The organism is Actinomycetota bacterium, from assembly GCA_019347575.1.
Lineage (GTDB): Bacteria > Actinomycetota > Nitriliruptoria > Nitriliruptorales > Nitriliruptoraceae > JAHWKY01.
Genome location: JAHWKY010000014.1, coordinates 65989 through 89880 on the forward strand (window position 1 = coordinate 65989; position 23892 = coordinate 89880).

Below are 23892 nucleotides of genomic sequence, written 5' to 3' on the forward strand. Positions count from 1 at the left end.
CCCGCCCCGGCGCGATCCGTCGGGTCCGAGCTCACCGAGCTGTCTCGAAGCCCGGGATGAACGGCGACCCGGGATCACGGTCGAGCTCGTCGCGGTACCACTCGATGGTCCGCTCCAGGCCCGATCGCAACGTGTGGCGCGGCTCCCAACCCAGCAGCTCGCGCGCCCTGCTGGCGTCGGCGTACATCCGCGGGATCTCGATCGGTCGCTCCGCCAGTACCCCGAGCTGCGCCTCGATCGGGTCGCCCATGAGCTCGAGGATGGTGGTGGCCAGCTCCGCGATGGCCACCTCCTCGCCACACCCGAGGTTGAGCAGCTCCCCCTCGACACCGGGCACGGTCGCTGCCCGCACGAGCCCGTCGACGAGGTCCTCGACGAAGTTGAACTCGCGGGTCTGCGTTCCACGGGTCATGAGGAGGGGCTGACCACGCAGACCGCGCAGGATGATCTCGGGGATCACCCGGTCCGGTGTCTGGGCGGGGCCGTAGGCGTTGAAGGGCCGGATCAGCACGGCGGGGAGTCCGCCGTGCTGCTGGCTCAGCCGGACGTACATCTCGGCGGTGTACTTGCTCACCGCGTAGGGCGACACCGGCCGGGGGTGATCGGACTCGCGGAACGGCACGTCGATCGCCCCGTAGATCTCGGACGTGCCGACGTTGACGAAGCGGTCGAGTTGCCTGCTCGACAGGGCCTGGACGAGGTTGACCGTGCCCTGCACGTTCACCTGCACGCACTCGTCGGTACGGGTCCAGGACTTGCCGACGTGCGTGTACGCCCCGAGGTGGAACACGACTCGGGGCGCGGCAGCCGAGACGACCGCCTCCATGGCGGTGCGGTCGCTGAGGCTGCCCTCGTGGAGGGTGATCACATCGCGGAGCGAGGTGAGCCGGACCGGGTAGACGCTCGACACCCCGCTCGTCAGGACGTGCACGTCGGCGCCCTGGTCAACGAGGCGGCGCACCAGGTGCGAGCCGATGAAGCCGGAGCCACCGGTCACGAAGACCGGGACACCGGCCAGTTGGGTCACCTCCGCCACGGCGCGACCCCCGGACCGGAGGCCAGCTCGGCCAGCTCGAGCGCGTCCTTGTACGTGTCGAGCGAGCGCCAGAAGCCACCGTGACGGTGGTGGTACAGCTCTCCTGCTGCGGCGAGCGCCGGCAGGACCTCGCGTTCGAGGTCCTCGCCCTGCCACAGCTCGAAGACCCGCTCGTCGAAGACGAAGTAGCCCCCGTTGATGCGGTGGTCGTCCAGCTGCGGCTTCTCGTGGAAGTCCACGACCCGGTCGGTCGCGTCGATGTCGAGCGTCCCGTACGGCGACGGCAGCGGCACCGAGGTGAGCGTCGCCGCTCCGGGATGGGACCGGTGGAACGCCAGGAGCTCGGCGAGGTCGACATCAGCGAGGCCGTCGGCGTAGTTGGCGAAGAAGGCGCCGTCGAGGAGGTGGCGGACCTTCGCGATGCGGCTGCCGGTCGCGGTTGCGTCACCGGTGTCGACGATCTCGACCGACCACGACCGGGGAAGTCGCCCCGCGAACTGCTCGATCTGCCCCGCCATGGCCCCTGCTGCGAGGACGAACTCGGTCCAGCCCTGGTCCGCGTAGATGCGCAGCAGGTGCAGCAGGACCGGCTCGCCCGCCACCTCGAGCAGCGGCTTCGGGACGGCGCGGGTATAGGGGTAGGCGCGGGTGCCCCGTCCCCCGCACAGGATCACGGTTCGCATGCGCCGCACGGTACCGGGTCGACCGGAGCGTCCTCACGCCGAGGACCGGACCCGACCCTCCCGGCATTACCGTCCCCCACGGCAGGAGGAGGCGACGTGGGGTCGGACGACCGGGGCGTGACCGTCCTCGTAGCGACCCGCGCCTGGGGTACCTCCGTCGATCGGTTGCTGCGCGCCCTGGCGGATCTCGACGCCCCCGGTGTCCCTTGGCAGATCCTCGTCGTCGTCAACGCTCCGACCCCGGCCCCGTCCTCCGCGGCGACCCCGCCGGAGGCCACCGTCCCGGGCGTCGCCGTGCACGTGATCCACGAGGGGCGGCGGGGCGCGAGCCACGCCCGCAACGCGGGTATCGATCACATCACCACTCCGTGGACGGCGCTGCTGGACGACGACGTCGTGCCCGACCGGGGCTGGCTGCGCGAGCTGATAGCAGGAGCGATCGACCACGGCTTCGATCTCGCGGGTGGGACCGTCCGGCTGGACCCGACCGTGCGGCTGCCGACCTGGCTTGAACCGTCGCTGCACGGCTTCGTGACCGCCATCGACCTCGGACCGGACGCCCGCCAGCTCGACACGGACGAGTTCGTGCTCACGGCGAACACGATCGTCCGCACCGCGCTGCTCCGCACCCTGCGGTTCGATCCCCGCCTGGGTCCCCGCCCCGGCAGCCACCTCACCAACGACGACCTCGATCTCGTGCGACGCGCACGGTCGCTGGAAGCACGCATCGGCTGGATCCCGCGAGCTGCGGTCACCCACGACGTGCCGTCGGAACGGTTGCGGCTGAGGTGGCTGGTCGCCCGCGCGTACCAGCAGGGGCGGTCCGACCGACGCCTGCACGCCGAGGAGGCCGACGTCGCCCGGCTCGGCGGTGTGCGCGCCGGGTGGTGGTACCTGCGAGACCGCATCCACCACTGGTGGCGGCGACGCACCGGCACACGCTCGTTCGCGATCCGCGGGATGGTCGAGCTCGCACGCACCGTGGGGTGGTGGCGCGAGAGCCTGACGACGGTCGTCGAGCGCTACCGTCGCCGGCCGTGACCTCGACCGACCCCTGCATCTCGGTGGTGGTGCCGACCTACCAGCGGCGCCACCACGTAGGTCTGACCGTGCGTGCGCTGCAGGCGCAGGACATCGAGCAGCCCTACGAGATCATCGTCGTCGACGACGGCACGACGGATGGGACCGCCGACATCCTGGAGGACTTCGCCCGGGACGACGCCCGGGTACACGTGCTCCGACGCCCACGGAACGAGGGACCGGGCCCGGCGCGCAACGCCGGGTGGCGGGCGGCGCGCGGCCACGTGGTCGCGTTCACCGACGACGACTGCGTCCCCGACCGAGGGTGGCTGGCGGCCGTCCTCGCTGCGTCGGATCGGGGAGCGGACGTCGTCATGGGAAGGACCTGCGCCGATCCCGACGGACTCGCGGCAGCGGGACCGTTCAGCCATTGGGTCGAGGTGGACGCGCCAGTGCCGTGGTTCCCGACCTGCAACATCGCCTACCGCCGGTCGCTGTTGGAGGAACTGGGCGGCTTCGACGAATCCTTCTCGGCACAACTCCGGCTGAACTTCGGTGACGACACCGACCTGGGCTGGCGCGCCCTCGGGCGAGGAGCCGAAGCACGGTTCGCGCCCGACGCGGTGGTGGTGCACGAGGTGACCGCGTCGGACTTCGGGGCGTGGTGGCGGGCACGGTTCCGACGCGTTGGGGTCCCGGATGTGGTGGCACGGCACCCCGGCCTGCGCGCGCAGCTGCCGTGGCCGTGGGTCTACCAGCGGTCCCACCCGCCGGCCCTCCTCGGCGCCCTTGGCATGCTGGCCTGGTCGCTGCGACCGAGGTCATGGCGTCGAGCGCTGCTGGCCGCCGTGGCGTTGCTGCCGTACGTGCGCTTCCGGGTGCGTGGGGACGGCGTGCTGGCAGTGCGGGGCGCGACTCGCCCCACCGCTGTGGCGGGGCTGTTCGTCGGCGACGTGCTCGAGGCTGCGGTGACCGTCCGGGCAGCCGTGCGGGCCCACATCGTGCTCATCTGACCGCTTGCGCGGTGACCGCGGAGAACGGGACATGCGGGGAGCCAGCGACGAGGCGCCAGCCGAGGTGCTGGACGAGCCAGTGGAGCCGACCCCGTAGTCCCTCGGGCGCGGGCTCACCGGCGGGACCCCAGGGGATGCCCACTATCGTGCCCGGCTCGGTGTCGAACCCGCTCTGGTGCAGCAGCTGAACGTGGCCACGCACGTTGGGGAGCCACCAGGTGCGATCGTGACCCACGATCCGCGCGAACGGAGTCCGCCGGTGCAGCAACGACGAGCGCGTGTCCACGTGCTCGACGGACAGCAGCTGGCCCGAGCAGACGCCGTGGATGGCGAGCAGCGCACCGAACGGATCGCGCAGGTGCTGCAGCAGGGCCCCACAGACGACGACGTCGAACATCCCGTGCACGCCGGGATCGAGGTCGTAGACGTTGCAGGTCAGCCGCTCGACCTGGCTGCTCAGCGCCCGATGCGCCACACGGAACCCATCACCGACGCGCTCGTCGCCCCGAAGGAGCTCCTCGGGGCGCTCACGCGGGAGCCAGTCGAGGTCGACCGCGTCATCGAGGTCGATCGCGACGACCTCGGCCGCTCCGCGGCGTTCGAGTTCGAAGGCGTAGAAGCCGTCGAACGTCGCCACGTCGAGACAGCGCTTGCCCCGGACGTCGGGCCAGGGGAGGTCGTCGACCACGGGCCGCAGGTCGAAGAAGCCGGGAGTGACCACGCCGGAACCGAGGTCGAGGGTGTGGTACCAGTGCGGGACCGCCGCGACCGCAGCGGCCAGCTCGCCCTCCACTCGCGGTGAGCGCACGCTCCTCCATCCGCACGTCGGGGCGCGGAGCCTACTGCCACCCGGTCGCCCCCTGGCCGCCGCTACGTTCCCAGCCGGACTGCGTCCCCGCCGGAGGTCACGTGAGCCGGCCCATCCTCGTCGTCTCCGCCTCACGGCACGCCGGGGGGGCGCACGTGGCCCACCAGTTGGCGCACCACCCCGACGTCCACCCGGTGCACGCCCGGGCCCTCGGCGGCACCGCGAGTACCGGGGTGCGCACACCCGACCGGGCGCGGTCACTGTCGCTGATCGACGCCCCACACGACCTCGATCCGTTGATCGGACCTCTCCCCGAGGTGGACGTCGTGCTGGTCGTGCGCGAGGGCCTCGACACGATCGCGGCGGCGCGCCGCGACGGGATCGGCTTCGAGACGGCCATGCACGAGTGGCGCACGGGCACCCGCGCCATCCTCACCCTGATCGGCAAGCCGCTGCTGCCACGGGTCCGGGTCCAGCTCGTCCACTACGAGCGGTTCGTGGAGGAGCCGGTAGGCACGGGGTCCTCACTCGCGGCGTGGCTCGGACTGCCGTCCGCGGCTGGCCCCATCGGTTGGACGAAGGTCGTCCACGACGCGCGCAACGACAGCGGCTCGGACCTGACGGCACTCGAACGCGCGCGCTTCGCGTGTGCGTCCGCGACCCACGCACGCGCGCTCGGGTACCCCGTTCCGCCGATCCGCCCCGCGCTCGCACCGCTCGCCGTCGCGATCGAGGTGGGGTTCGCACTGCACCGAGCCTTCGGACGGCTCCTGGCGTGACGGGGGCAACGAACCCGTCACCTCGGCGTACCACGGTACAGGAGCAGCTGCGAGCCTCCGTCGTGCACCGTCTGCGAGACGATGCCTCGCGCGCGGGCACGTCCCACGAGATCCCCCACGGTGAGGCGTCGGCCCGTGGCGTCGTTACCACCACCCGGATCGTCATCGGGGACGGTGACCGCCACCAGCCGGGCGGAGCGTTCGAGCCGGTCGAGCAAGTCTCGCGGATCGGCGAGCCGCTCGATGGCGTCGAGGACCAACGCCCCGTCGTAGCCAGCGGGGAGCTCGTCGCGGCCGAGGTCGTGGATGGGCGCGTCGATCCCTCGCCGCTCGAGTCGCCACCTCAGGTAGCGGCCCGCGGGGCCGACCTCGGCGAAGTCGACGTGGTAGCCCTCATCGAGCAGTCCGAGCCCGTCCGCTCCGCCGCCCCCCGCGTCGAGCAAGCGCGCCCCACGGGGGACGTGCCGTCGCACCTCGTCGAGGTAGGGCTCGGTCCTTCCCGCGAGCGCGCTCGCGGTGAGGCCGTACAACCTCGCTTCCTCTGACGCCTCCGCGGCTGTGGCAGCGGCCGTCGACGCGGGGCGCAACAGCCGGGATGCGTCGAAGTCCTCGCCGAGGTAGCGCCGGAGATCCAGCAGGTGTTCGGCACGCGCCCAGGCTGCGAGGAAGTCATCGGCGACCTGCTGCAGGTACCAGCGATCGGCGCGCCACTCGAGCGCGGCTCGGGCACGCGATCCCGCCGGAACCAGGTCGACCAGACGGGCCCATAGCGGCCGGACGGAGGGCTGCGCGGCGGCGCGCGCGATCCGTTCGTGGAAGTACGGGGGGTCGAACCACGGATGGGTGTCCGCCATCAGCCGCTCTCCCACCGCGATGCCAGCGAACCGGTTCCGCAGCTGGTCGAAGTCGTAGCCGTGCAGGTGCTCGGCGATGGCCTGTGGTTCGTACAGCAGCACGAGGCCAGCCTCCCCGAGCCGGTAACCGAGGTCGAGATCCTCGTAGTAGAAGATGAAGTCGGGGTCGAACCCGCCGACGCGCTCGAACAGCGTCCGCTTGACCGACACGTTGCTGGAGTAGAACCGACCGAAGCCCACGTCCCGGTGCGCCCACCCGTCGAGCTGGACGTAGTCGAACTGGGTCGCGGACCAGTCGAGCCACGAGCGGATCCGCCGTCCGCCAGCCTGGCGATGCCAGCGCACGTGCCCGAGCACCGCCACCTCTGGCTCCGGGTGCGCGGTGTGGAGATCGAGGTGTCCCTCGACGAGGACCGGCGTGGGGATCATGTCGTCCCCGAGGAACAGCACCAGGTCGCGTTCCGTGGCGGCAACGGCCCGGTTCCGGGCCGCGCCGGGTCCCGCGTGCGCATCGACGAGGACGTGGTTCACGTCGAGATCGTCGGGAACCGCCTGGTCGAGGCCATCCACCGCGACCGCCACCTCGAAGCCCTGCACGGTCTGGGACCGGAGCGCCGCGATGGTCCGGCGCAGGATGTCCCAGCGGTCGCGCGTGGGGATCACGACCGTCAGGTCCTGGGGCGAGGAGCTCATCCGCCGGCTCCCCGGAAGACGACGCGCAGGTGGCGGCCGGCGAGTTGCAGGTCAGCACGCAGCTGGCGACGTGCCGGGGGGTCGCGGCCGGGACGGGATACCGACGCCACGAGCCGGCCGAGCGCGACGCGCAGCTCACCGAGCAGGTTGAGCGCCGCGAAGACCCGCGTCCGGAGCGTGCCGAAGGCGAGCTCGTACCAGTCGTAGGTGGCGGCCGTCCACGGGGGTCCCGAAGCCGCCCCGGCGCGCTGCCGTGCGGATGCGCCTCCGACGTGCTCGACCTCGACGTCGCCGACGAACCACGTCCCCCACCCGTCCTGAGCCAGGCGCCAGCACAGGTCGACATCCTCGGCGTACATGAACCACCGCTCCCGGTACGGCCCGCCGTCGGGGAGCGCCGATCGACGCAGCACGTGTACCGCACCCACGACCCAGTCGACCTCGCACGTCCGGCCCGGCCGCACCGCCCCGGTCAGCCAGAACCGGTCGCGGACCCCACGCGGCAGCAGACGCGGGGGCACGAGGTTGGCGACGGCGAGCAGCGTGAGGCTCGGGAAGCGGTGGACGCTGTGTTCGACGGTACCGTCGGGGCGCCGCAGCAGTGGCCCCACGACCGCGGCTCGAGGTCGGCGCTCGAGCTCCTCGACGAGCTGGCGCAACGAGCGCGGTGGCGGGACCGTGTCGGGGTTGAGCGCGATGAGGACCGGTGCCGGCGAGTCACGCAGCGCGGTGTTCATGGCGCGGGCGTAGCCGAGGTTCCGCGGCGACCGCACGACCTTCACACCTGCTGCCTCCGCGACCTGCACGCTGTCGTCGGACGAGGCGTTGTCGACGACGACGACCTCGGCCGGGAGGCCGTCGAGTGCCGCAGGCAGCGACTCCAGGCACCGGGCCAGGTGGTGGGCGACGTTCCACGACACGATGCCGACCGTCACCTGGGTCGTGTCGGTCACGACGGACGGCACCGCACCGCGGAGGTGGGCATGCCGGTCCCCCCGAACCGCAGGCGCCGCACGGCATCGGTAGCGCGTCGACGCAGGTTCTGACGCGACCGCTCGGCCACGGCGGGGTGACCGGCCCCCAGCGGCTCGTCGAGCAATGTCTGCTCCTCCAGATCGAACCCGGCGATGTGCAGGAGCTGTCGGTGCCCCGCGGTGTTCGGCAGCGTCCACCTGCCGTTGCGCCCCTCGATGAACAGCAGCGGCCGTCGTGGGTGTAGCACGCTCGTGGCGAGGTCCACCGGCTCGATGGACAGCAGCCAGCCGTCACAGACGCTGCGGACCGCCTCGAGTGCGCGGAGTGGATCGCGCAGGTGCAGCAGCAGCGATCCCAACACGACGACGTCGAAGCTCCCGACTCGGTCGGGCGAGAGGTCGTAGACGTTGATGAAGCGGCGCTCGACCTGCGATCGTAGGAGTTCCCGCGCCACTTCGAACCCACGCCCCTTCTGCCCGGCCATGCCGGCCATCGCGGCGACGCCACTCTCACGTGCACGGATCATCCAGTCCCAGTCCGCGTGGTCCTCGATATCGGTGGCGACCACCGCCGCGGCGCCTGCGCGCTCCATCGTGAACGCGAAGAAGCCGTCCCAAGTGGCGAGGTCGAGGCAGCGTGCGCCAGCCAGCTCCGGCCAGGGCAGCACGTCGACGCGTGGACGCAGGTCGAACCAACCCGGCGTCACGACCGAGGGAGCCAGCTCCATCGTGTGGTACCAGAGGGGCACCTCGGCGACGGCACGCCGGGCAGACGACACGTCGGGCGGGACGACCTCCGGGTCCGGTGTGGCGGTCACAGGTACCCCAGGAGACGCATCTGCGCCTCCAGAGCCTCGACGTCGTCGTGGTGCTCGTTGCGGGCGTCCGGCCCCGCCCCGCCGGCATCCGTGGGAGCCGCGGTGTCCCAGACCTCGGGGCGCCGCAGCGTCCGTCGAAGGGCGGCGAGGGCGGGGTCAGGGGGGGTGGTCGTGCGCGGACGCAACTCCAGCGGATCCTCCGCGAGGTCGTACACCAGCTCTTGCTCACCCCACCGGAGGATCTTGTGGCGACCATCGGTGACGCTCGTGAGTGGCTCGGAGAACATCCGCCGGCCGCGTTCGTCGAGGTGCCACCGTTCGGTCACCTCGTCCAGCCTTCGCGCATCCGGTGCGACCAGCGGATCGAACTGGGCGACCGCCCCGTAACGGTCCGTCGCGGCCCAGGGGTGTGCCTTCAGACCGACCGTCTCAGCGATCGTGATGGGGAGTCGCTCGAGGCCGAACGGCTCGTCCGACAGCTCCAGGCCTCGCGCGACCAGCGGGACCCGGATGAGGCGCTCGTCCAGCGAGAAGGCGTGACCGATGAGGTGGCCCTCGCCGAAGTTCTCGCCGTGATCCGACGTGACGAGGACGATCGTGTCGTCCAGCACGCGGTGGTCGTCGAGCAACCCGAGGATCCGACCGATCCAGTCGTCGAGCGCCAGGATGGAGCGGGCGTACAGATGACGCATCCGTGCGAGCGCCTCGTCCGGCACCGCTTCACCGGTCGTGCAGTGCCGCCACACGGCTTCGAGGCTCTGGTAGCGGGGGACGTCCCGCGCGGCGCGCAACCGTTCGCGGAGCGGGAGGTCGTTCCAGGGACGGGGGGGCAGGTAGGGCGAGTGGCACTCGACGAGGTTGACGAACCAGAAGAAGGGCTGGCTCCCGTTCCAGGTGTCCAACCACCGTCGCAGGTGCGTCGCCACGGCCTCCGCACCGTCGTCGAGCTGCGCCCGCGCACCGTGCCACAGCCAACGGAGGGAGCCGAGGATGCCGCCCCCGCCGTAGACGTCGGCGCGTGGAAGGTCGACGTGTTCGAACACCTCGAAGCCGGTGTCGAACCCGGTCGCCGGGCTGATCCAGCTGTTGCAGCTCGCCCCGGCTGTCGTGTACCCGGCACGCTGCAGGACCGTGGGCAGGAGCCGTGGGGCTAGCTGCCGTACCACCTCGCGGACCCCCGCGGGCGTTCCTCCCGGCGCCTGCCCCAACCCGAGAGCTCGCGGCAGAGTCCCCGCGAACATCGCCGCGTGGCTGGGGACGGTCCAACTGCTCGGCGCGTAGGCCAGCGGAGCGTGGTCGCCGCTGGCCGCCAGCTGAGCGACGGCTGGTGATGCGCCGCGCGCTGCCCCGTAAGGTTCGAAGGCATCAGCGCGCGCGGTGTCGAGCACCAGCAGGAGGATGTTGGGGCGCATGGGACAGGATGATACGACCAGCCACGCACGCCGGTACTGGGACGAGCGCGCGGGCGAGAACGCGCTGTGGTACGTCGACACCTCCCTGGACTACGACGCGCCCGACGTCGAGCGCTTCCTGGCGGACGGTGACCGGGTGGTCACGTACGCGCTCGACCGGCACGAGCACCTGTTGCCTGGCCACGACCGCGCGCTCGAGATCGGCTGCGGCGTCGGCCGGATCTGTCGGGCGCTGGCCGACCGCTTCGACACGGTCATCGGTGTGGACATCTCGCCCCGCATGATCGAGCGGGCCCGCGAGCTGGTCCCCGACGACCGGGTCCGGTTCATCGTCGGTGATGGCGCGTCGCTCGGGCCCGTGGAGGATGCCTCAGTCGATGTCGTGCTCTCTTACACCGTCTTCCAGCACATCCCGGACCCGACCATCGTCGCGGCCTACATCCGTGAGGCCGCGCGGGTTCTGCGTCCCGGCGGGCTTCTCGTCGTGCAGTGGAACGGCCAGCCACGTGCCAGGTGGTGGGCGCTGCAGCGGCGCGCCCGCGTCCTGGCAGCCAGACTCGGGTTGGGGTCCCAGGCGGCGCGGTCGCGGGAGGCAGCGCCGTTCATCGGCGCACGCGTGCCCGTGGATCGGATGAGGGCCGTCGTCACCGACGCGGGTCTCGAGGTGCGCGAGGTGGCCAACGCAGGGACGTTGTTCAGCTGGATGTGGGCGCAGCAGCCACCTGCGCCCGCGTTGGGCGCTGCCGACCGGGGAACGGGGTAGTGCGCATCGCGCTGCTGCACCTGTTCGCGTGGCCGCAGGTCCGACGCGGCGGGGAGCGCTACCTGCACGAGCTGTCGCGCTACCTCGTGCAGCGCGGACACGAGGTCGAGGTCGTCGTCGCGTCCGCGGACGAGATCCACCACGAGGACGGGAGCCGCAGCACCGCCCTGCGCCCGCACGACCCGCACGTCTCGCCCGACGACCTCACCCTCACCGTGCGCACGGCCCTCACGCTGCTGCGGACGCGCCCGGATGTGGTCCACGCGTTCGTCCCCAACCTCGCACTCGCGGGCGTCGCCGTGCGGCGGCCGACCGTCTTCACGCTGCTGGGCTACGTCGCACCGCAGGAGCTGCGGACCTCGGCGTGGGAGCGAGCGGCCCACGCCTGCGACGTCGTGACGGCGCTGAACCCCGAGATCGCCGCCGACCTCCGGGCCGCCGCGGGCCGACCAGCCGAGATGCTGACTCCGGGGGTGGACCTGGCACGGTTCCCGCTCGAGCCGGGGGTGCGCGCGGGTCCTCCTCGGCTGCTCGTCAGCGGCAACCTCGGACCGGACACCGCCTACAAGGGTCTCGATCGGATGGTGGCCGCGTTCGCCGTCGTCCTCGACCGGCATCCGGGTTCGCGGCTGCTGCTGTCGGGTCCCGGCGACCCGGAGTGGGCGCTGCGCGGTACGGCGGCGGACGTCCGCGCACGCGTCGACGTGCTGGGCGCGGGCGATCTGGCCTCGCTCGTCCACCGCTACCAGCAGGCCACCGTGACGGTGAGCGCAGCTCATGACGAGGCCTTCGGTCTGGGGTTGCTCGAATCGCTCGCCTGCGGCACACCGATCGTCGCCGCACCCCGTGGCGGACCGTTGGGGATCGTCACTCCGGAGACGGGGCGCCTGGCGGATCCGTCTGACGAGCTCGCGTTCGCGGAGGCGATCGATGGGGCGATCGAACTCGCGCGGCGCCCCGAGACACCCGGGCGCTGCCGGGACCGTGCCGCTCGGTGGTCGTGGGACGTCGTCGGACAGGACCACGAGGCGCTCTACGCGCGACTCGTCGGCGCGCCCGCGCCGGTGCGGAGCAGGCCCCGCGTCGCGCCCGCACGGACGTCAGCCGCAGCGACTGCGGGCGGGCACGTCTCGGTCGTGATCCCAGTGCGTGATCGCGCCGGACTTCTGCGCGACTGCCTCGAGGGTCTCGCCGCCCAGACGATGCAGGACTTCGACGTCGTGGTCGTCGACGACGGTTCGACCGACGACAGCGGCGACGTCGCACGCGGCTTCCACGACCGGCTCGACGTTCGCGTCGTCACGACATCAGGCGTCGGCGCGGTGGAGGCGCGCCGGCGCGGCGTCGCGAACTCCGACGCCGACTACCTCGCGTTCACCGACAGCGACTGCATCCCGGACCCCGGCTGGCTCGCCGCCGGTGTCCGCGAGCTCGAGCGGGGCGCCGACGTGGTGCAGGGACGGACCCGCGCGGCGGGCCCCGTCACGCCGCTCGACCGCACGGTGGCTGCTGCCCCCGGTGACGGCCTCTACGCGACCTGCAACGTCTTCTACCGACGTGCCGCGTTCGAGCGGGCCGGCGGTTTCGATCCCGATCTCGGTGCCCGCGTGGGCTTCCGCCCCGGCCGTAGTCAGCGCGCACTGGGGATGGGCGAGGACACCGTGCTGGGGTGGAGGGTCCGTCGTCAGGGCGCCGCGACGCACACCGAGGACGCCGTCGTGCGCCACCAGGTGTTCCCACCCGACCTGCGGGACGACCTGCGCCGTTGGTGGATGGCGGGGGGGTTCCCCGGACTCGTCGACGAGGTGCCCGAGCTGCGCACCGAGTTCCTCCGGGCGCGGGTGCTCGTCCCCGGACCTGTCCGCCCGCTGCTGCTCGCCGGCGTGGGGCTGCTGGTCCTGAGACGGCGGGGCGCGGGTGTCGGCGCGCTGCTCGCGTGGGTGCTCGCCCACGGACGCCGCAACGGCTGGCGTCCCCGCTGGTGGGCCCACGCGCTGCTGCGCGACGCGGTCCTCGAGTCCGCGCTGATCGCCGGATCGGCACGCCGCCGCACGATCGTGCTCTGAAGGTTGGTCCCCCGCGTGTCACGAAGCCCGCCGTAAGCTCCCGCGCATGGACCTCGAACGCCTGCCGTGGAAGCTGCGGTACCGGACCCTGCGGGGTGTGGCGTCCACGCTGCGGCGATGGTCGGTCGAAGTCACGCACCGCCACACGACCGTCCGGTTCGGCCCCGGCTGCTACGTCGGACCGGGCTTCCACCTGACGATCCCCTACCTCGGCGGGCTCATCGTCGGTCGTGACGTCGAGTTCCGGCGCGGCTTCACCTGCGAGATCGCCGATGCGGGGCGGGTGACGATCGGTGACGGGGCGGTGTTCACCTACGACACCGTCATCCAGTGCTCCACGACGGTGACCATCGGCGAGCGGTGCGCCATCGGACGCGCTCTGATCGCGGACGGGACCCACCGCTTCCGGGACGCCACGACGCCCATGGACGAACAGGGCTTCGACTTCCGGCCCATCACGATCGGGGCGGACACGAGGATCATGACCGGGGCGGTCGTCACGAACTCGGTCGGACGGAGCTGCGTGGTCGGGGCGAACGCGGTCGTGCTCGATCCCATCCCCGATTTCAGCCTCGCGGTCGGGGCACCGGCCCGTGTCGTCGAGCACTACGGTCCCGACGTCCCTGAAGCGTGAGACGCCCCCGCCGCCTGCTGAAGCGACGACTCGAACACCTCGCAACCGTCTGCACCGGCAGCACGCCCGGTCCGGCAGGCCATCTGTTCCTCGCCTACCTGCGACTCCTCACCCAGCGTCAGCTTCATCATCTCCACGGGACGCGCGCCGGCGCCGTCCGGGTGCTGGGTCTCACGATCGCCTACGACGACATCGACCTACTGATCTTCCAGTTCGAGGAGATCTTCATCCGCAGGGCGTACGAGGTCGCACTGCCGCCCCGAGCCGTCGTGGTCGACGGGGGGTCGAAACATCGGTGTGTCCGTGCTCTACCAGCGGTGGCGACACCCGACGTGCCACATCATCGCGCTGGAGCCCAACCCGGACGCCTTCGCCCTGCTCCGACGCAACGTGGACGACAACGGCCTTGCGGAGGTCGAGCTGCACCCGCACGCGGCCGGTGCCACGAGCGCGCAGGTCGAGCTCCACATCCCCCGGGGCGAGGACGTGTACGGGGTGACGGACAACTCGCTGCGCGCGAGCACCGAGCGGCCGCCCGCCGGGGTGGCATCGGTCGCCATCACGGTTCCCTGCGTCCGGCTCAGCGACGTCCTCCCAGCCCGGGTCGACCTGCCCAAGCTCGACGTCGAGGGGGCGGAGTCGGAGATCGTCGAGGAACTGGTCGCCAGCGGCGGCATCTCGGCTGTCGACCGGGTTGTCCTCGAGCACACGGTCGGCGACTCGATGGCGGAACTGACCGCCATCGTGAGCCGACTCGAGGCCGCTGGCTTCCACGTCCGGCTCTCCTGGCCACGTACTGGATCCAACGACGTCCTCGTCCGCGCCAGGCGGGCCGCCTCAGATGACCAGCGTCCCGTGACGCACTGAGGCGCCGACCAGGCTCGCGACCTCGATGAGGTCGAGCGCGAACCGGATGGGCAGCGTCGGTAGCACCCGGCGCCGTGAGAGGACGCCGGGGCGCAGCCGCAGGCGCAACCACGGCAGCGTCAGCAACAACGCGACGGGCAGACGCTTCCCGGCGAGCAACCCCACCGCCGCCAGGACGGTGTACTCGTGCGTGTCCTTCCAGAAGATGCCGTGGCGCAGGTGCTGGGCCCGCAACTCGGGGTGCTTGCCGAAGAGCAGAGGCACGCCCGTCCAGCGTGTGGCGTCGTGGAACGCGGTCGCCAGCCGGGACGGATGGACGTCGTGGTGAACGACCGCGTCCTCGGCGTACCGCGACTCGGCTCCGGTCCCGAGCACACGCAGGGCCAGGTCGACGTCCTCGCCACCCGGTCGGGTGAAGCGCTCGTCGAAGCCGCCGACACGCTCGAGGTCCGCGCGGTCGTAGAAGATGTTGCAGGTCTCGTAGAAGCGCACCCCGGCGATGTCGAGGGTCCGAGAGAACGGACCGATGTCTCCCATCTGGTCGGGGTTGGCGCGGGTGCGGCCCACGACGATGCCGTGGCCAGGTGCGGCTGCATCGAGGCCGGCCGACAGCCAACCAGGCTGGGGGACAGTGTCGTCATCGGTGAACGCGATGACCGGGGCGCGGCTGATACGCCACCCGGTGTTGCGCCCCGCAGCGGGGCCGCGTGACCGCTCGTGGCGTACGACCCTCAGGTCGAGCGTGGTGCGCCGTTCGAGGTCGACGAGCACCTGCGGGGTCGCATCTGCCGAGCCGTCGTCGACGATGACGACCTCGAACGGTCTCCGCAGGTCCTGCCGTTCCAGCGCATCGACCAACCGCGGGAGAAGCGCGGCACGGTCGCGGGTCGAGACGACGACCGCCACGTCCGGCAGTTCGCCCACGGTCCTCTCGCGACTCGACAGGTCGGTCAGCATACGGACCAGTGCCGCAGCGCGACTCAGCCGTGGTCAGCGTGCTGCGGAAGGTCGGAAGCCGGGCGCGCGTGGACGGCCGAGAAGGGCCAGTGGGGCGTTCCCGTCAGTACCTGCCGTCCCAGCCGGCGCACCCACCTTCGCAGCAGACCGGGCAGACCAGGGCCGCTGGGCCGGTCACGCCCGCTCGGCCCCAGAGGGATGCCGACCATGCGCGCGTCGACGATGTCGAAGCCGGTCACCTGCAGCATCGCGAGGTGGCCCGCCCGGTTCGGCTCGCTCCACGTCCGGGTGTGGCCCACGAGCCGCTGGACCGGGGTGCCGCGCAGCAGCACCGACGTACGCAGGTCGACCTGCTCGACCGACAGCAGCACGCCCCGCGTGACCGACCGAACCGCCTCCAGCGCCGCGAGCGGATCGCGCAGGTGCTCCAGCAGCGCCCCGACGATCACGACATCGAACACCCCGATGCGCTCGGGCGACAGGTCGTAGACGTTCACGATCTGCCGTGACACCTCGGAGCCCAGCGCCTGGTGAGCCAGATCGAAACGCGCGCCCGTGGACTCGCGTCCGCGTTGCAGATCCGTCGGTCGCTCGCGCGGGAGCCAGTCGAGGTCGGCCTGGTCCTCGATGTCCACCGCGACCACCTCGGCGGCGCCCCGACGCTCGAGTTCGAACGCGTAGAAGCCGTCCATCGTCGCCACGTCGAGGCAGCGCAGGCCCTCGATGCGGGGCCACGGCAGCGCGTCCACGACGGGGCGGAGGTCGAAGAAACCCGGGGTCACGATCCCGGGGGCGAGCTCCATCGTGTGGTACCAGGAGGACTGCTCCTCGACCCGTCTTCCGACGTCGTCGGCCTCGATCACACGACGCTCCTGGTCGACTGCCCCGCGTGCGGCACGCTAGCTAGCGCTGGCAGGGGAGCGCCTAGGGGACCGCGGATACGCTCGTGCCATGTCCTCCACCTCGAGCCAGCCCGCCGCGGCTCGTCCCGTCCTCGAGCTGCGAGCCGGTCCCGTGTCGGTCCGCGAGCTGCTCGGGAACCTGACCGCGCACCTCGACCTGCTGCCGCTGCTCGCGCGTCAGCACTTCCAGGGACAGTTCCGGGCGGCCCGTCTCGGCCTCGCGTGGAGCGCGATCCAGCCCCTGATCCGGGGCGCGGTCCTCGCCGTGATCTTCACCCAGGTCGTGCCCATCGGGACGGAGGTCAGCTACCCCGCGTTCATCTTCGCCGGGACCGCGGTTTGGGCGTACCTGTCGCAGGTCGTCACGACCGGCACCACGTCGATCAGCGCGAGTGCGGTGCTGGCGAACAAGGTGTACTTCCCGCGGCTGTTGCTCCCGGCGATGCCGGCGGCTGCCGCGCTCCCGGCGTACCTGCTCAACCTCGTCGTCGTCGTGCTTCTGGTGCTCGTCTTCGGCGAGCCGCTCACCCTCCACGTGGTGACGCTGCCGGCCACGGTCCTGCTGGGCTGCGTGCTGGTCACCGTCGCTTCCGCCGTGCTCGGGTTGCTGCACGTCTACTACCGCGACGTCGGTCCGTTGGTCACGGCGTTGATGGGCGTCGCGTTCTACGCGACGCCCATCATCTACCCCGCGGAGCGGCTCGGGCAGTGGCGCTGGTTGCTCGAGGTCAACCCTTTGACCGGTGCCGTCGCGGCGGTGCGCTGGTCGCTGTTCGGAGGCGACGAGGACCTCGGCAACGCGGTGTGGTGGGCCCTCGCGTGGATCGTCGCGCTCTCGATCGCGGCCGTACTGGCGTACCGAAGTCACGACGCGCTGTGCACGGACCGGCTGTGACCGCCGACGCAGCGATCGTCGTCGAGCACGTCGACAAGGTCTTCCGCCAGTACCGCGACCAGGGGATGCTCCTGCAACGCCTGCTTCACCCGCTGCGCAGCCGGCGCCACGAGGACATCTGGGCGCTCCGGGACGTGTCCTTCCGGCTCGCGCCGGGCGACACCCTGGGCATCGTTGGACGCAACGGGTCGGGGAAGACCACGTTGCTGCGTCTCCTCGCGGGTGTCACCGCCCCCACGACCGGCCGCGTGCGGGTCGAGGGTCGGCGCGCCCCGCTGATCGGGGTCGGCGTCGGTTTCAACAACGAGCTGACGGGGCGCGAGAACGTGCACGTCAACGGCCGTCTCCTCGGCATGACCGCGGACGAGGTCGAGGAGCGCTACGACGCGATCGTCGACTTCTCCGAGATCGAACCGTTCATCGACACCCCCGTGAAGTTCTACAGCTCCGGGATGTTCCTGCGGCTGGCGTTGTCGGTGGCGCTGCACACCTACCCCGACGTGATGCTGGTCGACGAGGTGCTGGCCGTCGGCGACATCGCGTTCCAGAGCAAGTGCTTCGACCGCATGCGCGAGCTGCAGGACCGCGGCTCGTCGCTGGTGCTGGTGACCCACAACCTGCAGCTGCTGCAGAGCGTCACGCCCCGAACCATCATCCTCGACGAGGGACGGAGGGTGTACGACGGCGCCACCGAGGACGGGGTCGGCCTGTACCACGAGATCCTGGCGCGAGGTCCGCTGCTCCCCCAACGGCGACCCCCGCAGGGTGCGGTCCCGGTCCCATCCCCCGACCGCGGCGCCACGGTGACAGCGACCGTTCTCGACGAACACGGCGACCCCACGAGCCAGGTGGCCGCGCACCGATCGCTGACGATCGCCGTCCACGTCCGGTTCCGCTCGGAGGTCAGCGATCCGATCGTCGGGCTGGCTTTCGACCGGCCCGGTCTGGGTCCGCTGTTCGCCACGGCGAGCCGACCCGGTTCCTACCGCGCGACCCACGGGCCGGATAAGGACCTGCACGCCGAGATCACCTTCGCCGACCTCCCGCTGCTGTCCGGCACGTACGCGGTGCGGACGATGGTGCAGACCGAGGGCGACATCGAGCCGCTCGGCACGGGGCGACCGGTGTTGTTCCACATCACCAACAGCAACCCCGGCGCCGGAGCCGTCGACCTCCGACCGAGCATCCGGGTCGAGGGTGAGCCCGTCGAAGTGGTCGATCCGAGGCTGGCACCGTGACGGCGCGACGCCCGGCTAGGAGCGAGCGATGCGACACCTGATGATCGTTGTGCTCGAGAGCCTGCGTCACGACGTCTGGCTCGAGGCCAACCCGACGATCCTCGGGCGTCTCGGACCGGTGGAACGCCGTTTCTCGTACGCCTCGTGGACCGCTCCCTCCCACTACAACCTCCTGATGGGTCTGCTCCCCCACGACAGTCCCACGCACGTGCACGCCTCGGAGCACTACAAGGCGGACATCGCGCGCTACTCGATGCGGCTCGATGTGCCCGACGTGGAGTTCCGATCGATGTTGCCCTCGCTGTACCTGCCGACGTTCCTGCGCGGGACCCTCGGGTACCGCACGGTGGCCCGCGTGTCGATGCCGGTGCTCAACCCGCACACCCCGATCAACCACGACTTCGACGACTACCGGCTCATGCCGAGCCACAACGACTTCCACGGCATCCTCGACGACCTCGATCTGGCGGGCGACGTGCCGACCTTCTGGCTCCTCAACGTCGGCGAGACCCACTACCCCTACGCCACACCGGAGGAGGACCCGGCTGAGTGGCCCCGCATCTCCGGCCTGCACGGCACCCTCCGACGGGTCGGCGAGGACACCGAACGACCGCCGCTGTTCGACGCGGACGAGCTCGCACAGCTGCGCCGGCGTCAGGTCCGGGCGTTGCGCTACCTCGACGGCGCTTTCGAACGGCTCCTCGACACGCTGCCGGAGGACACGTGGCTGATCGTCACGTCGGACCACGGCGAGCTGTTCGGCGAGGACGGCTACTTCGGGCACGGGCCTATCGCCCACCGGCTGGTCCACGAGGTGCCCTTCGTCGAGCGGCTCGCCCGCTGAGAGGATCACGCCCACGGGTACGCTCGACGACCGCGCCCGAGGAGGCTCGGATGCGTCGCGATCACGACCGCCTGCGTGAGCTCGTGACGGAGCGGTCCTGGTACCACACGATGGAGCTGGCACCGGGCATCGTCACGCCGGGCTGGTTCGACACGCGCGCGATCGTCGACCTCGTGCCGCTCCCCAGGGACCTGTCCGGCCGGCGCTGCCTCGACGTGGGGACCTTCGACGGTTTCTGGGCGTTCGAGATGGAGCGGCGTCGGGCGAGCGAGGTGGTAGCTCTCGACGTCCCCGACGCATCCGAGTGGGACTGGCCGGTCGTAGCGCCGGAGGATGTGCGCGAGGCCGTCTCCGCCCGTCACGAGGGTGGTCGCGGCTTCGACATCGCGCACGCGGCCCTCGAGTCCCAGGTCCGGCGAGAGCGCGTCAACGTCTACGACCTCGACCCCACCGACATCGGCACCTTCGACGTGATCTACCTCGGCAGCCTCCTGCTGCACCTGCGCGATCCGGTCGGCGCGCTCGAGCGGGTGCGCTCGATCTGCGGGGGGATGCTGGTCCTGGTCGAGACGATCGACGCGGGGTTGACACGTCGCCACCCGGACCGCGCGGTGGCGGCGTTCGACGGCAGGGATCGTCCGTGGTGGTGGACGCCCAACGTCGCCGCGCTGGAGCGCATGGTCCGCAGCGGCGGCTTCGAGGTCACCGAGGGGCCCGTGCGGCTGCGTATCCCCGCCGGACAGGGTCAGGGCAGGGTCGCGTTGCGCCCCGCGACGCTGCTGACCTCGTCGGGCCGCGCGGCGCTCCGGACCAACTGGCATGGGGATCCGCACGCCGCCCTCGTCGCGCGTCCCCGTGGTTGATGGTTCGGGGCCGGGGGTCGTGACGCGGCGGTTGGTCTGGGTGACACCGGAACCACCCGACCTCAGCGGTGGTGGCGGACAGCTGCGCCAGGCTCACCTGCTCCGTGCCGTCGCGGAGCGGTTCACGACTCACCTGATCGTGCCCGAGACGTTCGAGGACCAGCGTGTGCGGGAGTGGATCGACCGGATCACGCCGGTGCCGCACGACCCGCCGCCTCCACTCGAGAGGTGGGGGCGCCGCAAGCTGCGCCTGCTGCGCCACCAACTGATCGAGCGCCTGCCCTGGGACGAGGCACTCGCGACGGCACAACGTCGCCACCTCGGTGCGGCGCTGGCGAGCGAGATCGAGCCGGGAGACGTCGTGGTGCTGGAACACCTCAAGCTCGCCCCGCTGCTCGCCGACCTGCCCGGATCCGTCCACCGCGTGCTCACGGTGCATTTCGACGGCGCCCGCCAGGCCGCCCAGCGCGCCGCGGTCGCCCCGACCGCTCGCAACCGGTGGTTCTGGCGCTCGCAGGCGCGACGCGTGCGGCGTCTACAGCTCACCGCCCGGGAGGAGACCGACGTTCTCATCGCGGTCTCAGAGCAGGACGCCTCCGCGCTCGGCGCGGTCGTCGTGCCCAACGGCGTCGACGTGGACAGCTTCTCCCCCACCCCGCTTCCGGCTGCCCCGCGTGCCGTGCTGACCGCCACGTTCGACTACGCCCCGAACGTCGACGGTGCGGTGTGGTTCGTGCAGCACGTGTGGCCACGCATCCGCGCCGACGAGCCCGACGCCGAGCTCCACCTGGTCGGACGACGACCGCTTCCAGCCGTTCGCGCGCTGACGGATCTGCCGGGCGTCCACCTCCACGTCGACGTCCCGTCGGTGCACCCGCACCTGCAACAGGCGCGCGTCGCGGTCGTACCGCTGCGCCTCGGTGGCGGGACACGCGTGAAGGCACTCGAGGCGCTCGCCGCGGGACGCGTCCTGGTCGGCACCACGGTGGGCGTCGAGGGCCTCGACGTCGAGGCAGGGGTCCACGCGCTCATCGGGGACGAGCCCGAAGCGCTCGCCACGGCGGTCGTTACGGCGCTGCGCGACGACGCGCTGGCGACGCGCCTCACGGCCGCCGGTCGTGACCTGGTCGAGCGGCGCTACGGCTGGGACACGATCGGGGCGCGGTTCCTCGAGGTGCTCGAGGGACTTGTCGACGCACCCTCCGCACGATCGTGAAGCCCGAGGATCAGGCGGAGGTCGCTGCCTCACCCAGCACGCGCGCGTACGCGGACGCGGCCGCCGGCCAGGTGTGCTCGCGCGCCCGCTGCAGCCCCCGGGTGCGGGCTTCGTCGAGTGCGTCCGGATCGTCGAGGATGCGCCGCAGGACGCCCACCATCGCGTCCACGTCACCATCGGGCACGAGGTAGCCGGCACCCTCGACGAGCTCGTGGATCGCGGTGTTGTCGAACGCCACCACCGGGGTGCCGCAGGCCATCGCCTCGAGCGCGGTGAAGCCGAAGCCCTCGTAGCGGCTGGTCACGACCACGACCGCGGCGCCCCGCAGCAGCGCGGGCAGGTCCTCGACGAACCCCAGGGTGCGGAGCCCGGGACGCTCATCGAGCCGGCGACGCACGTCTGGAGCCAGCGCGCCGGCGATCCGCAGCTCGTGTGGCAAGCCCAGCCGCTGGACCCTCTGGGCGACGAGCGCCGCCTCGTCGAGTCCCTTGCGGGGATCGGGTGTGCACACCGACACCAGGTACGGCTCGCCGTCACCGACTGGCCCGTCCGGGCCGAACGGCGGGCCCACCCCGTGGGGGATCACCTCGACACGGTGCGGGTCGAGGCCGAGCAGGCGGATGCCCTCGTCGGCGGAGAAGCGAGACACCGCGACCACCCGTGCTGCCTCGTGGAGGCGCGGCGCCAGCAGACGCCACTGGCGGCGCGCGAAGCCGTAGTCGGGGTGGTGCAGCGACAGCGGCGCCAGGTCGTGCAGCGTCTGGATCCAAGGGCGGGGCGCGCGGCGTGGCGGCAAGGTGCCCGGCGACAGCAGCACGTCGTGCTCGATGCGGTCGAGGTCGCGCGGCAGGCGCAGGACGTGCTCGACCGTCCCCGCACGGATGCGACGGCGCGGGACGATCCGACGACTGGCGGTCGCGGCCGTGCCGGCCGGGACGCGCACCGCGCCATCGGGGTCGGGGCGCTGGAGCACCTCGACCGTCAGAGCCGGCTGAGCCGCCAACTCGGGCAGCAGACCATCGAGGAAGCGCCCGATGCCGCGGCGGTCGGCGCCCGGGTGCAGGTCCCATCCATCCACGAGCACGTGCACCGTCACCCCGCAACCGAGGCCCATCCGGGCACCGTTAGCATAGGCACGGTGACAGCCCACCCCGCCGACGCCGAGGCACTCGCAGACCAGCGGGCATCGGATGAAGGTCCCTCCAGGATCCCCATGACGCTGCCCGAGGCGGCCGCGCTGGCTCTCGTTGTCCTGCCCGTCCTGCTCGTCCCGGTGCTCGCCGCGGTGCACCGCATCGGCACGCCCCCGGTCGCGGTGCGCGTGCTCGGCTTCGCCCCCGACGTCGCACTGCTGCTGCTGGTGCTCGTCGGGGCGCGCGCAGCCGTGCGCGCGGGCTCGCGACCGGATCGCCTGGACCTGGTGGTGGGCGCCTACCTCGCCGTGGTGACCGTCTACGCGATCGCTGCGTTCGTCGGACCGTCGCTGGGGTGGCGGCGTCTCGCTCCCACGACCGACATCGAGCGCGTGCTCCTGTCCATGCGGGGACTGGGGGCCGGGATGGTGCTGCTGCTGGCGTGCCGGGCGCTCGGGGCGCGGGTCCGCACGCCGGTGCTGCTGTGGTGGATCATCGGCGCTGCGATCGCCCTGAGCATCGCGGGGATCATCGAGTGGCTGTGGCCGGCGGGGTGGGCGCGGGTGTTCGGCTCGGAGGGGATCGGTGTGCGGTTCATGCAGGCCGATGTCTACGGGATCGAGGAGACGGTCCTGACCGTGCACACGTTCGCAGGCGATCAGCTGCTCGTACGGGCGGGATCGCTGCTGTTCGAGTACCTGCAGCTCGGGTTCCTCCTCCTGGGTGGCCTCACCGTGGCCTTCGTGGCCATCACGCGGGAGCGTTCGCGCGCCTGGATCGCGGTCGCGGGCGTCACCCTGGGCGCGATCGTCCTCACGCTCACGCGTGCCGCGGTAGCAGCGGCGGTGCTGGCTACGGTGGCGGTCGTCGCGGCGACCCAGGACCGTGTCGCCCGGCGCCGGCTCGTCCGGCCGGCAGCGTTGGCCGCGTTGCTGATCTTGGTCCTGGCGGTGCCGACCGGCCTCGCGGCGCGGGTCGGGGCGGCCGTGACCGGGAGCGAGACCTCGACACCGATCCACCTGTCCTCGATGGAGGAGGGCGTACGCGCCATCGCGGAGCGTCCTCTCGGCCAGGGGCTCGGCGTGGGCGCCTCGGCGTCCGCCCGGGCGCCGGACGCGACCCTGCTCACCGAGAACGCGTACCTCGACGTGGGCCTGCAGACGGGGGTCCCCGGGATGGCCCTGTTCGTCGCCGCCATCGCGCTGCTCGGGATCGCGCTGTGGCGCGCGCGCGTCCGCGGACGGCTAGCGGTGATCGCCTTCGCCTGGTGGGTCGGTCTGGCCGCCGGGGCGCTGGTCCTGCACACGTGGACGATGCTCGAGACGACGTGGTTGTTCTTCACGGTCGCCGGACTGGCCTTGCCTCGGAAGGCCTGAGTCGTGGATGGCTCCGCGGCCGCCCTTCACGCACCGCGGCTCGGTCCC

At 71.7% G+C, this 23892-nt stretch carries 23 protein-coding genes; 13 read left to right on the plus strand and 10 right to left on the minus strand.

All coding sequences use genetic code 11. From position 1 onward, the window contains the following. Window positions 1-31: 31 nt before the first annotated feature. Together KY469_11380 and KY469_11385 are read right to left on the minus strand one after the other, a co-directional pair. Complete coding sequence (locus tag KY469_11380) at window positions 32-1036, minus strand: GDP-mannose 4,6-dehydratase (protein ID MBW3663691.1); 1005 nt, start codon at window positions 1034-1036, stop codon at window positions 32-34. Next, window positions 1024-1719, minus strand: coding sequence for an NTP transferase domain-containing protein (locus KY469_11385; GenBank protein MBW3663692.1), 696 nt, complete (start codon window positions 1717-1719; stop codon window positions 1024-1026). Before KY469_11385 ends, KY469_11380 begins: the two co-directional genes overlap by 13 nt. Window positions 1720-1815: 96 nt before the next feature. Between KY469_11385 and KY469_11390 the strand changes: the two genes are divergently transcribed. After that, complete coding sequence (locus KY469_11390; GenBank protein ID MBW3663693.1) at window positions 1816-2760, plus strand: glycosyltransferase family 2 protein; 945 nt, start codon at window positions 1816-1818, stop codon at window positions 2758-2760. Then, a complete protein-coding gene (locus KY469_11395) occupies window positions 2757-3752 on the plus strand; it encodes a glycosyltransferase (GenBank protein ID MBW3663694.1) in 996 nt (331 codons plus the stop codon). The genes KY469_11390 and KY469_11395 overlap by 4 nt, the downstream gene beginning before the upstream one ends. Here KY469_11395 and KY469_11400 read toward each other — a convergent pair. Further along, window positions 3745-4560, minus strand: a complete 816-nt coding sequence (locus tag KY469_11400; GenBank protein MBW3663695.1) for a hypothetical protein — start codon at window positions 4558-4560, stop codon at window positions 3745-3747. The two genes, KY469_11395 and KY469_11400, sit on opposite strands and share 8 nt — an antisense overlap. A 101-nt stretch (window positions 4561-4661) precedes the next feature. Between KY469_11400 and KY469_11405 the strand changes: the two genes are divergently transcribed. Next, the gene (locus KY469_11405; GenBank protein ID MBW3663696.1) at window positions 4662-5339 is read left to right on the plus strand and encodes a hypothetical protein; all 678 of its coding nucleotides are present in this window, start codon (window positions 4662-4664) and stop codon (window positions 5337-5339) included. 17 nt (window positions 5340-5356) lie between these two features. Here KY469_11405 and KY469_11410 read toward each other — a convergent pair whose 3' ends face one another. Genes KY469_11410 through KY469_11425 form a run of 4 tightly spaced genes read right to left on the minus strand, consistent with a single transcriptional unit; the run spans window position 5357 to window position 10090 of the window. After that, window positions 5357-6886: a glycosyltransferase gene (locus tag KY469_11410; GenBank protein MBW3663697.1), complete on the minus strand. Its 1530-nt coding sequence runs from the start codon at window positions 6884-6886 to the stop codon at window positions 5357-5359. Then, entirely contained in the window at window positions 6883-7839 is a 957-nt protein-coding gene (locus KY469_11415) for a glycosyltransferase family 2 protein (protein ID MBW3663698.1), read from the minus strand. Before KY469_11415 ends, KY469_11410 begins: the two co-directional genes overlap by 4 nt. Continuing rightward, on the minus strand, window positions 7836-8678 hold the full coding sequence (locus KY469_11420; protein MBW3663699.1) for a class I SAM-dependent methyltransferase: 843 nt from the start codon (window positions 8676-8678) through the stop codon (window positions 7836-7838). Before KY469_11420 ends, KY469_11415 begins: the two co-directional genes overlap by 4 nt. Beyond that, window positions 8675-10090, minus strand: a complete 1416-nt coding sequence (locus KY469_11425) for a sulfatase (GenBank protein ID MBW3663700.1) — start codon at window positions 10088-10090, stop codon at window positions 8675-8677. The genes KY469_11420 and KY469_11425 overlap by 4 nt, the downstream gene beginning before the upstream one ends. Here KY469_11425 and KY469_11430 point away from each other — a divergent pair. The 4 genes from KY469_11430 (at window position 10089) to KY469_11445 (ending at window position 14420) form a co-directional block, all read left to right on the plus strand. Beyond that, window positions 10089-10853, plus strand: coding sequence for a class I SAM-dependent methyltransferase (locus tag KY469_11430; protein ID MBW3663701.1), 765 nt, complete (start codon window positions 10089-10091; stop codon window positions 10851-10853). The genes KY469_11425 and KY469_11430 overlap by 2 nt on opposite strands. Further along, window positions 10853-12919 carry a glycosyltransferase gene (locus KY469_11435; GenBank protein ID MBW3663702.1) on the plus strand — a complete coding sequence of 689 codons (2067 nt, stop codon included), beginning with the start codon at window positions 10853-10855 and terminating at the stop codon, window positions 12917-12919. Before KY469_11430 ends, KY469_11435 begins: the two co-directional genes overlap by 1 nt. 46 nt (window positions 12920-12965) lie before the next feature. Next, window positions 12966-13553 carry a hypothetical protein gene (locus KY469_11440; GenBank protein ID MBW3663703.1) on the plus strand — a complete coding sequence of 196 codons (588 nt, stop codon included), beginning with the start codon at window positions 12966-12968 and terminating at the stop codon, window positions 13551-13553. Window positions 13554-13856: 303 nt separating this feature from the next. Beyond that, window positions 13857-14420 (plus strand): FkbM family methyltransferase, encoded by a 564-nt coding sequence (locus KY469_11445; GenBank protein MBW3663704.1) that lies wholly within the window; start codon window positions 13857-13859, stop codon window positions 14418-14420. On the opposite strand, the gene KY469_11450 is transcribed toward KY469_11445, so the two are convergent. Together KY469_11450 and KY469_11455 are read right to left on the minus strand one after the other, a co-directional pair. Next, window positions 14391-15344 carry a glycosyltransferase gene (locus KY469_11450; protein ID MBW3663705.1) on the minus strand — a complete coding sequence of 318 codons (954 nt, stop codon included), beginning with the start codon at window positions 15342-15344 and terminating at the stop codon, window positions 14391-14393. The two genes, KY469_11445 and KY469_11450, sit on opposite strands and share 30 nt — an antisense overlap. A 56-nt stretch (window positions 15345-15400) precedes the next feature. Beyond that, complete coding sequence (locus tag KY469_11455; GenBank protein ID MBW3663706.1) at window positions 15401-16240, minus strand: class I SAM-dependent methyltransferase; 840 nt, start codon at window positions 16238-16240, stop codon at window positions 15401-15403. An 88-nt stretch (window positions 16241-16328) separates the two neighbouring features. Between KY469_11455 and KY469_11460 the strand changes: the two genes are divergently transcribed. From KY469_11460 to KY469_11480, 5 genes are read left to right on the plus strand one after another with little or no spacing between them, the layout of a single operon-like run. Beyond that, a complete protein-coding gene (locus KY469_11460; protein MBW3663707.1) occupies window positions 16329-17174 on the plus strand; it encodes an ABC transporter permease in 846 nt (281 codons plus the stop codon). Then, window positions 17171-18412 carry an ABC transporter ATP-binding protein gene (locus tag KY469_11465; protein ID MBW3663708.1) on the plus strand — a complete coding sequence of 414 codons (1242 nt, stop codon included), beginning with the start codon at window positions 17171-17173 and terminating at the stop codon, window positions 18410-18412. The genes KY469_11460 and KY469_11465 overlap by 4 nt, the downstream gene beginning before the upstream one ends. Window positions 18413-18440: 28 nt before the next feature. After that, the gene (locus tag KY469_11470; GenBank protein ID MBW3663709.1) at window positions 18441-19256 is read left to right on the plus strand and encodes a sulfatase-like hydrolase/transferase; all 816 of its coding nucleotides are present in this window, start codon (window positions 18441-18443) and stop codon (window positions 19254-19256) included. A gap of 50 nt (window positions 19257-19306) precedes the next feature. Next, window positions 19307-20119 (plus strand): class I SAM-dependent methyltransferase, encoded by an 813-nt coding sequence (locus KY469_11475; GenBank protein ID MBW3663710.1) that lies wholly within the window; start codon window positions 19307-19309, stop codon window positions 20117-20119. 40 nt (window positions 20120-20159) lie between these two features. After that, window positions 20160-21335, plus strand: coding sequence for a glycosyltransferase family 4 protein (locus KY469_11480; protein MBW3663711.1), 1176 nt, complete (start codon window positions 20160-20162; stop codon window positions 21333-21335). Between the two features lie 10 nt (window positions 21336-21345). Here the strand turns inward: KY469_11480 and KY469_11485 are convergent, their stop codons facing one another. Then, entirely contained in the window at window positions 21346-22431 is a 1086-nt protein-coding gene (locus KY469_11485; GenBank protein MBW3663712.1) for a glycosyltransferase family 4 protein, read from the minus strand. A gap of 117 nt (window positions 22432-22548) precedes the next feature. On the opposite strand from KY469_11485, the gene KY469_11490 reads away from it, so the two are divergent. Continuing rightward, window positions 22549-23844, plus strand: coding sequence for an O-antigen ligase family protein (locus tag KY469_11490; GenBank protein ID MBW3663713.1), 1296 nt, complete (start codon window positions 22549-22551; stop codon window positions 23842-23844). Window positions 23845-23892: the final 48 nt, after the last annotated feature.

Coding starts and splice junctions, on each gene's coding strand:
- KY469_11490 (MBW3663713.1), top strand. CDS start 22,549: ATGACGCTGCCCGAGGCGGCCGCGCTGGCTCTCGTTGTCCTGCCCGTC.
- KY469_11425 (MBW3663700.1), bottom strand. CDS start 10,090: ATGCGCCCCAACATCCTCCTGCTGGTGCTCGACACCGCGCGCGCTGAT.
- KY469_11470 (MBW3663709.1), top strand. CDS start 18,441: ATGCGACACCTGATGATCGTTGTGCTCGAGAGCCTGCGTCACGACGTC.
- KY469_11460 (MBW3663707.1), top strand. CDS start 16,329: ATGTCCTCCACCTCGAGCCAGCCCGCCGCGGCTCGTCCCGTCCTCGAG.
- KY469_11385 (MBW3663692.1), bottom strand. CDS start 1,719: ATGCGAACCGTGATCCTGTGCGGGGGACGGGGCACCCGCGCCTACCCC.
- KY469_11410 (MBW3663697.1), bottom strand. CDS start 6,886: ATGAGCTCCTCGCCCCAGGACCTGACGGTCGTGATCCCCACGCGCGAC.
- KY469_11430 (MBW3663701.1), top strand. CDS start 10,089: ATGGGACAGGATGATACGACCAGCCACGCACGCCGGTACTGGGACGAG.
- KY469_11475 (MBW3663710.1), top strand. CDS start 19,307: ATGCGTCGCGATCACGACCGCCTGCGTGAGCTCGTGACGGAGCGGTCC.
- KY469_11440 (MBW3663703.1), top strand. CDS start 12,966: ATGGACCTCGAACGCCTGCCGTGGAAGCTGCGGTACCGGACCCTGCGG.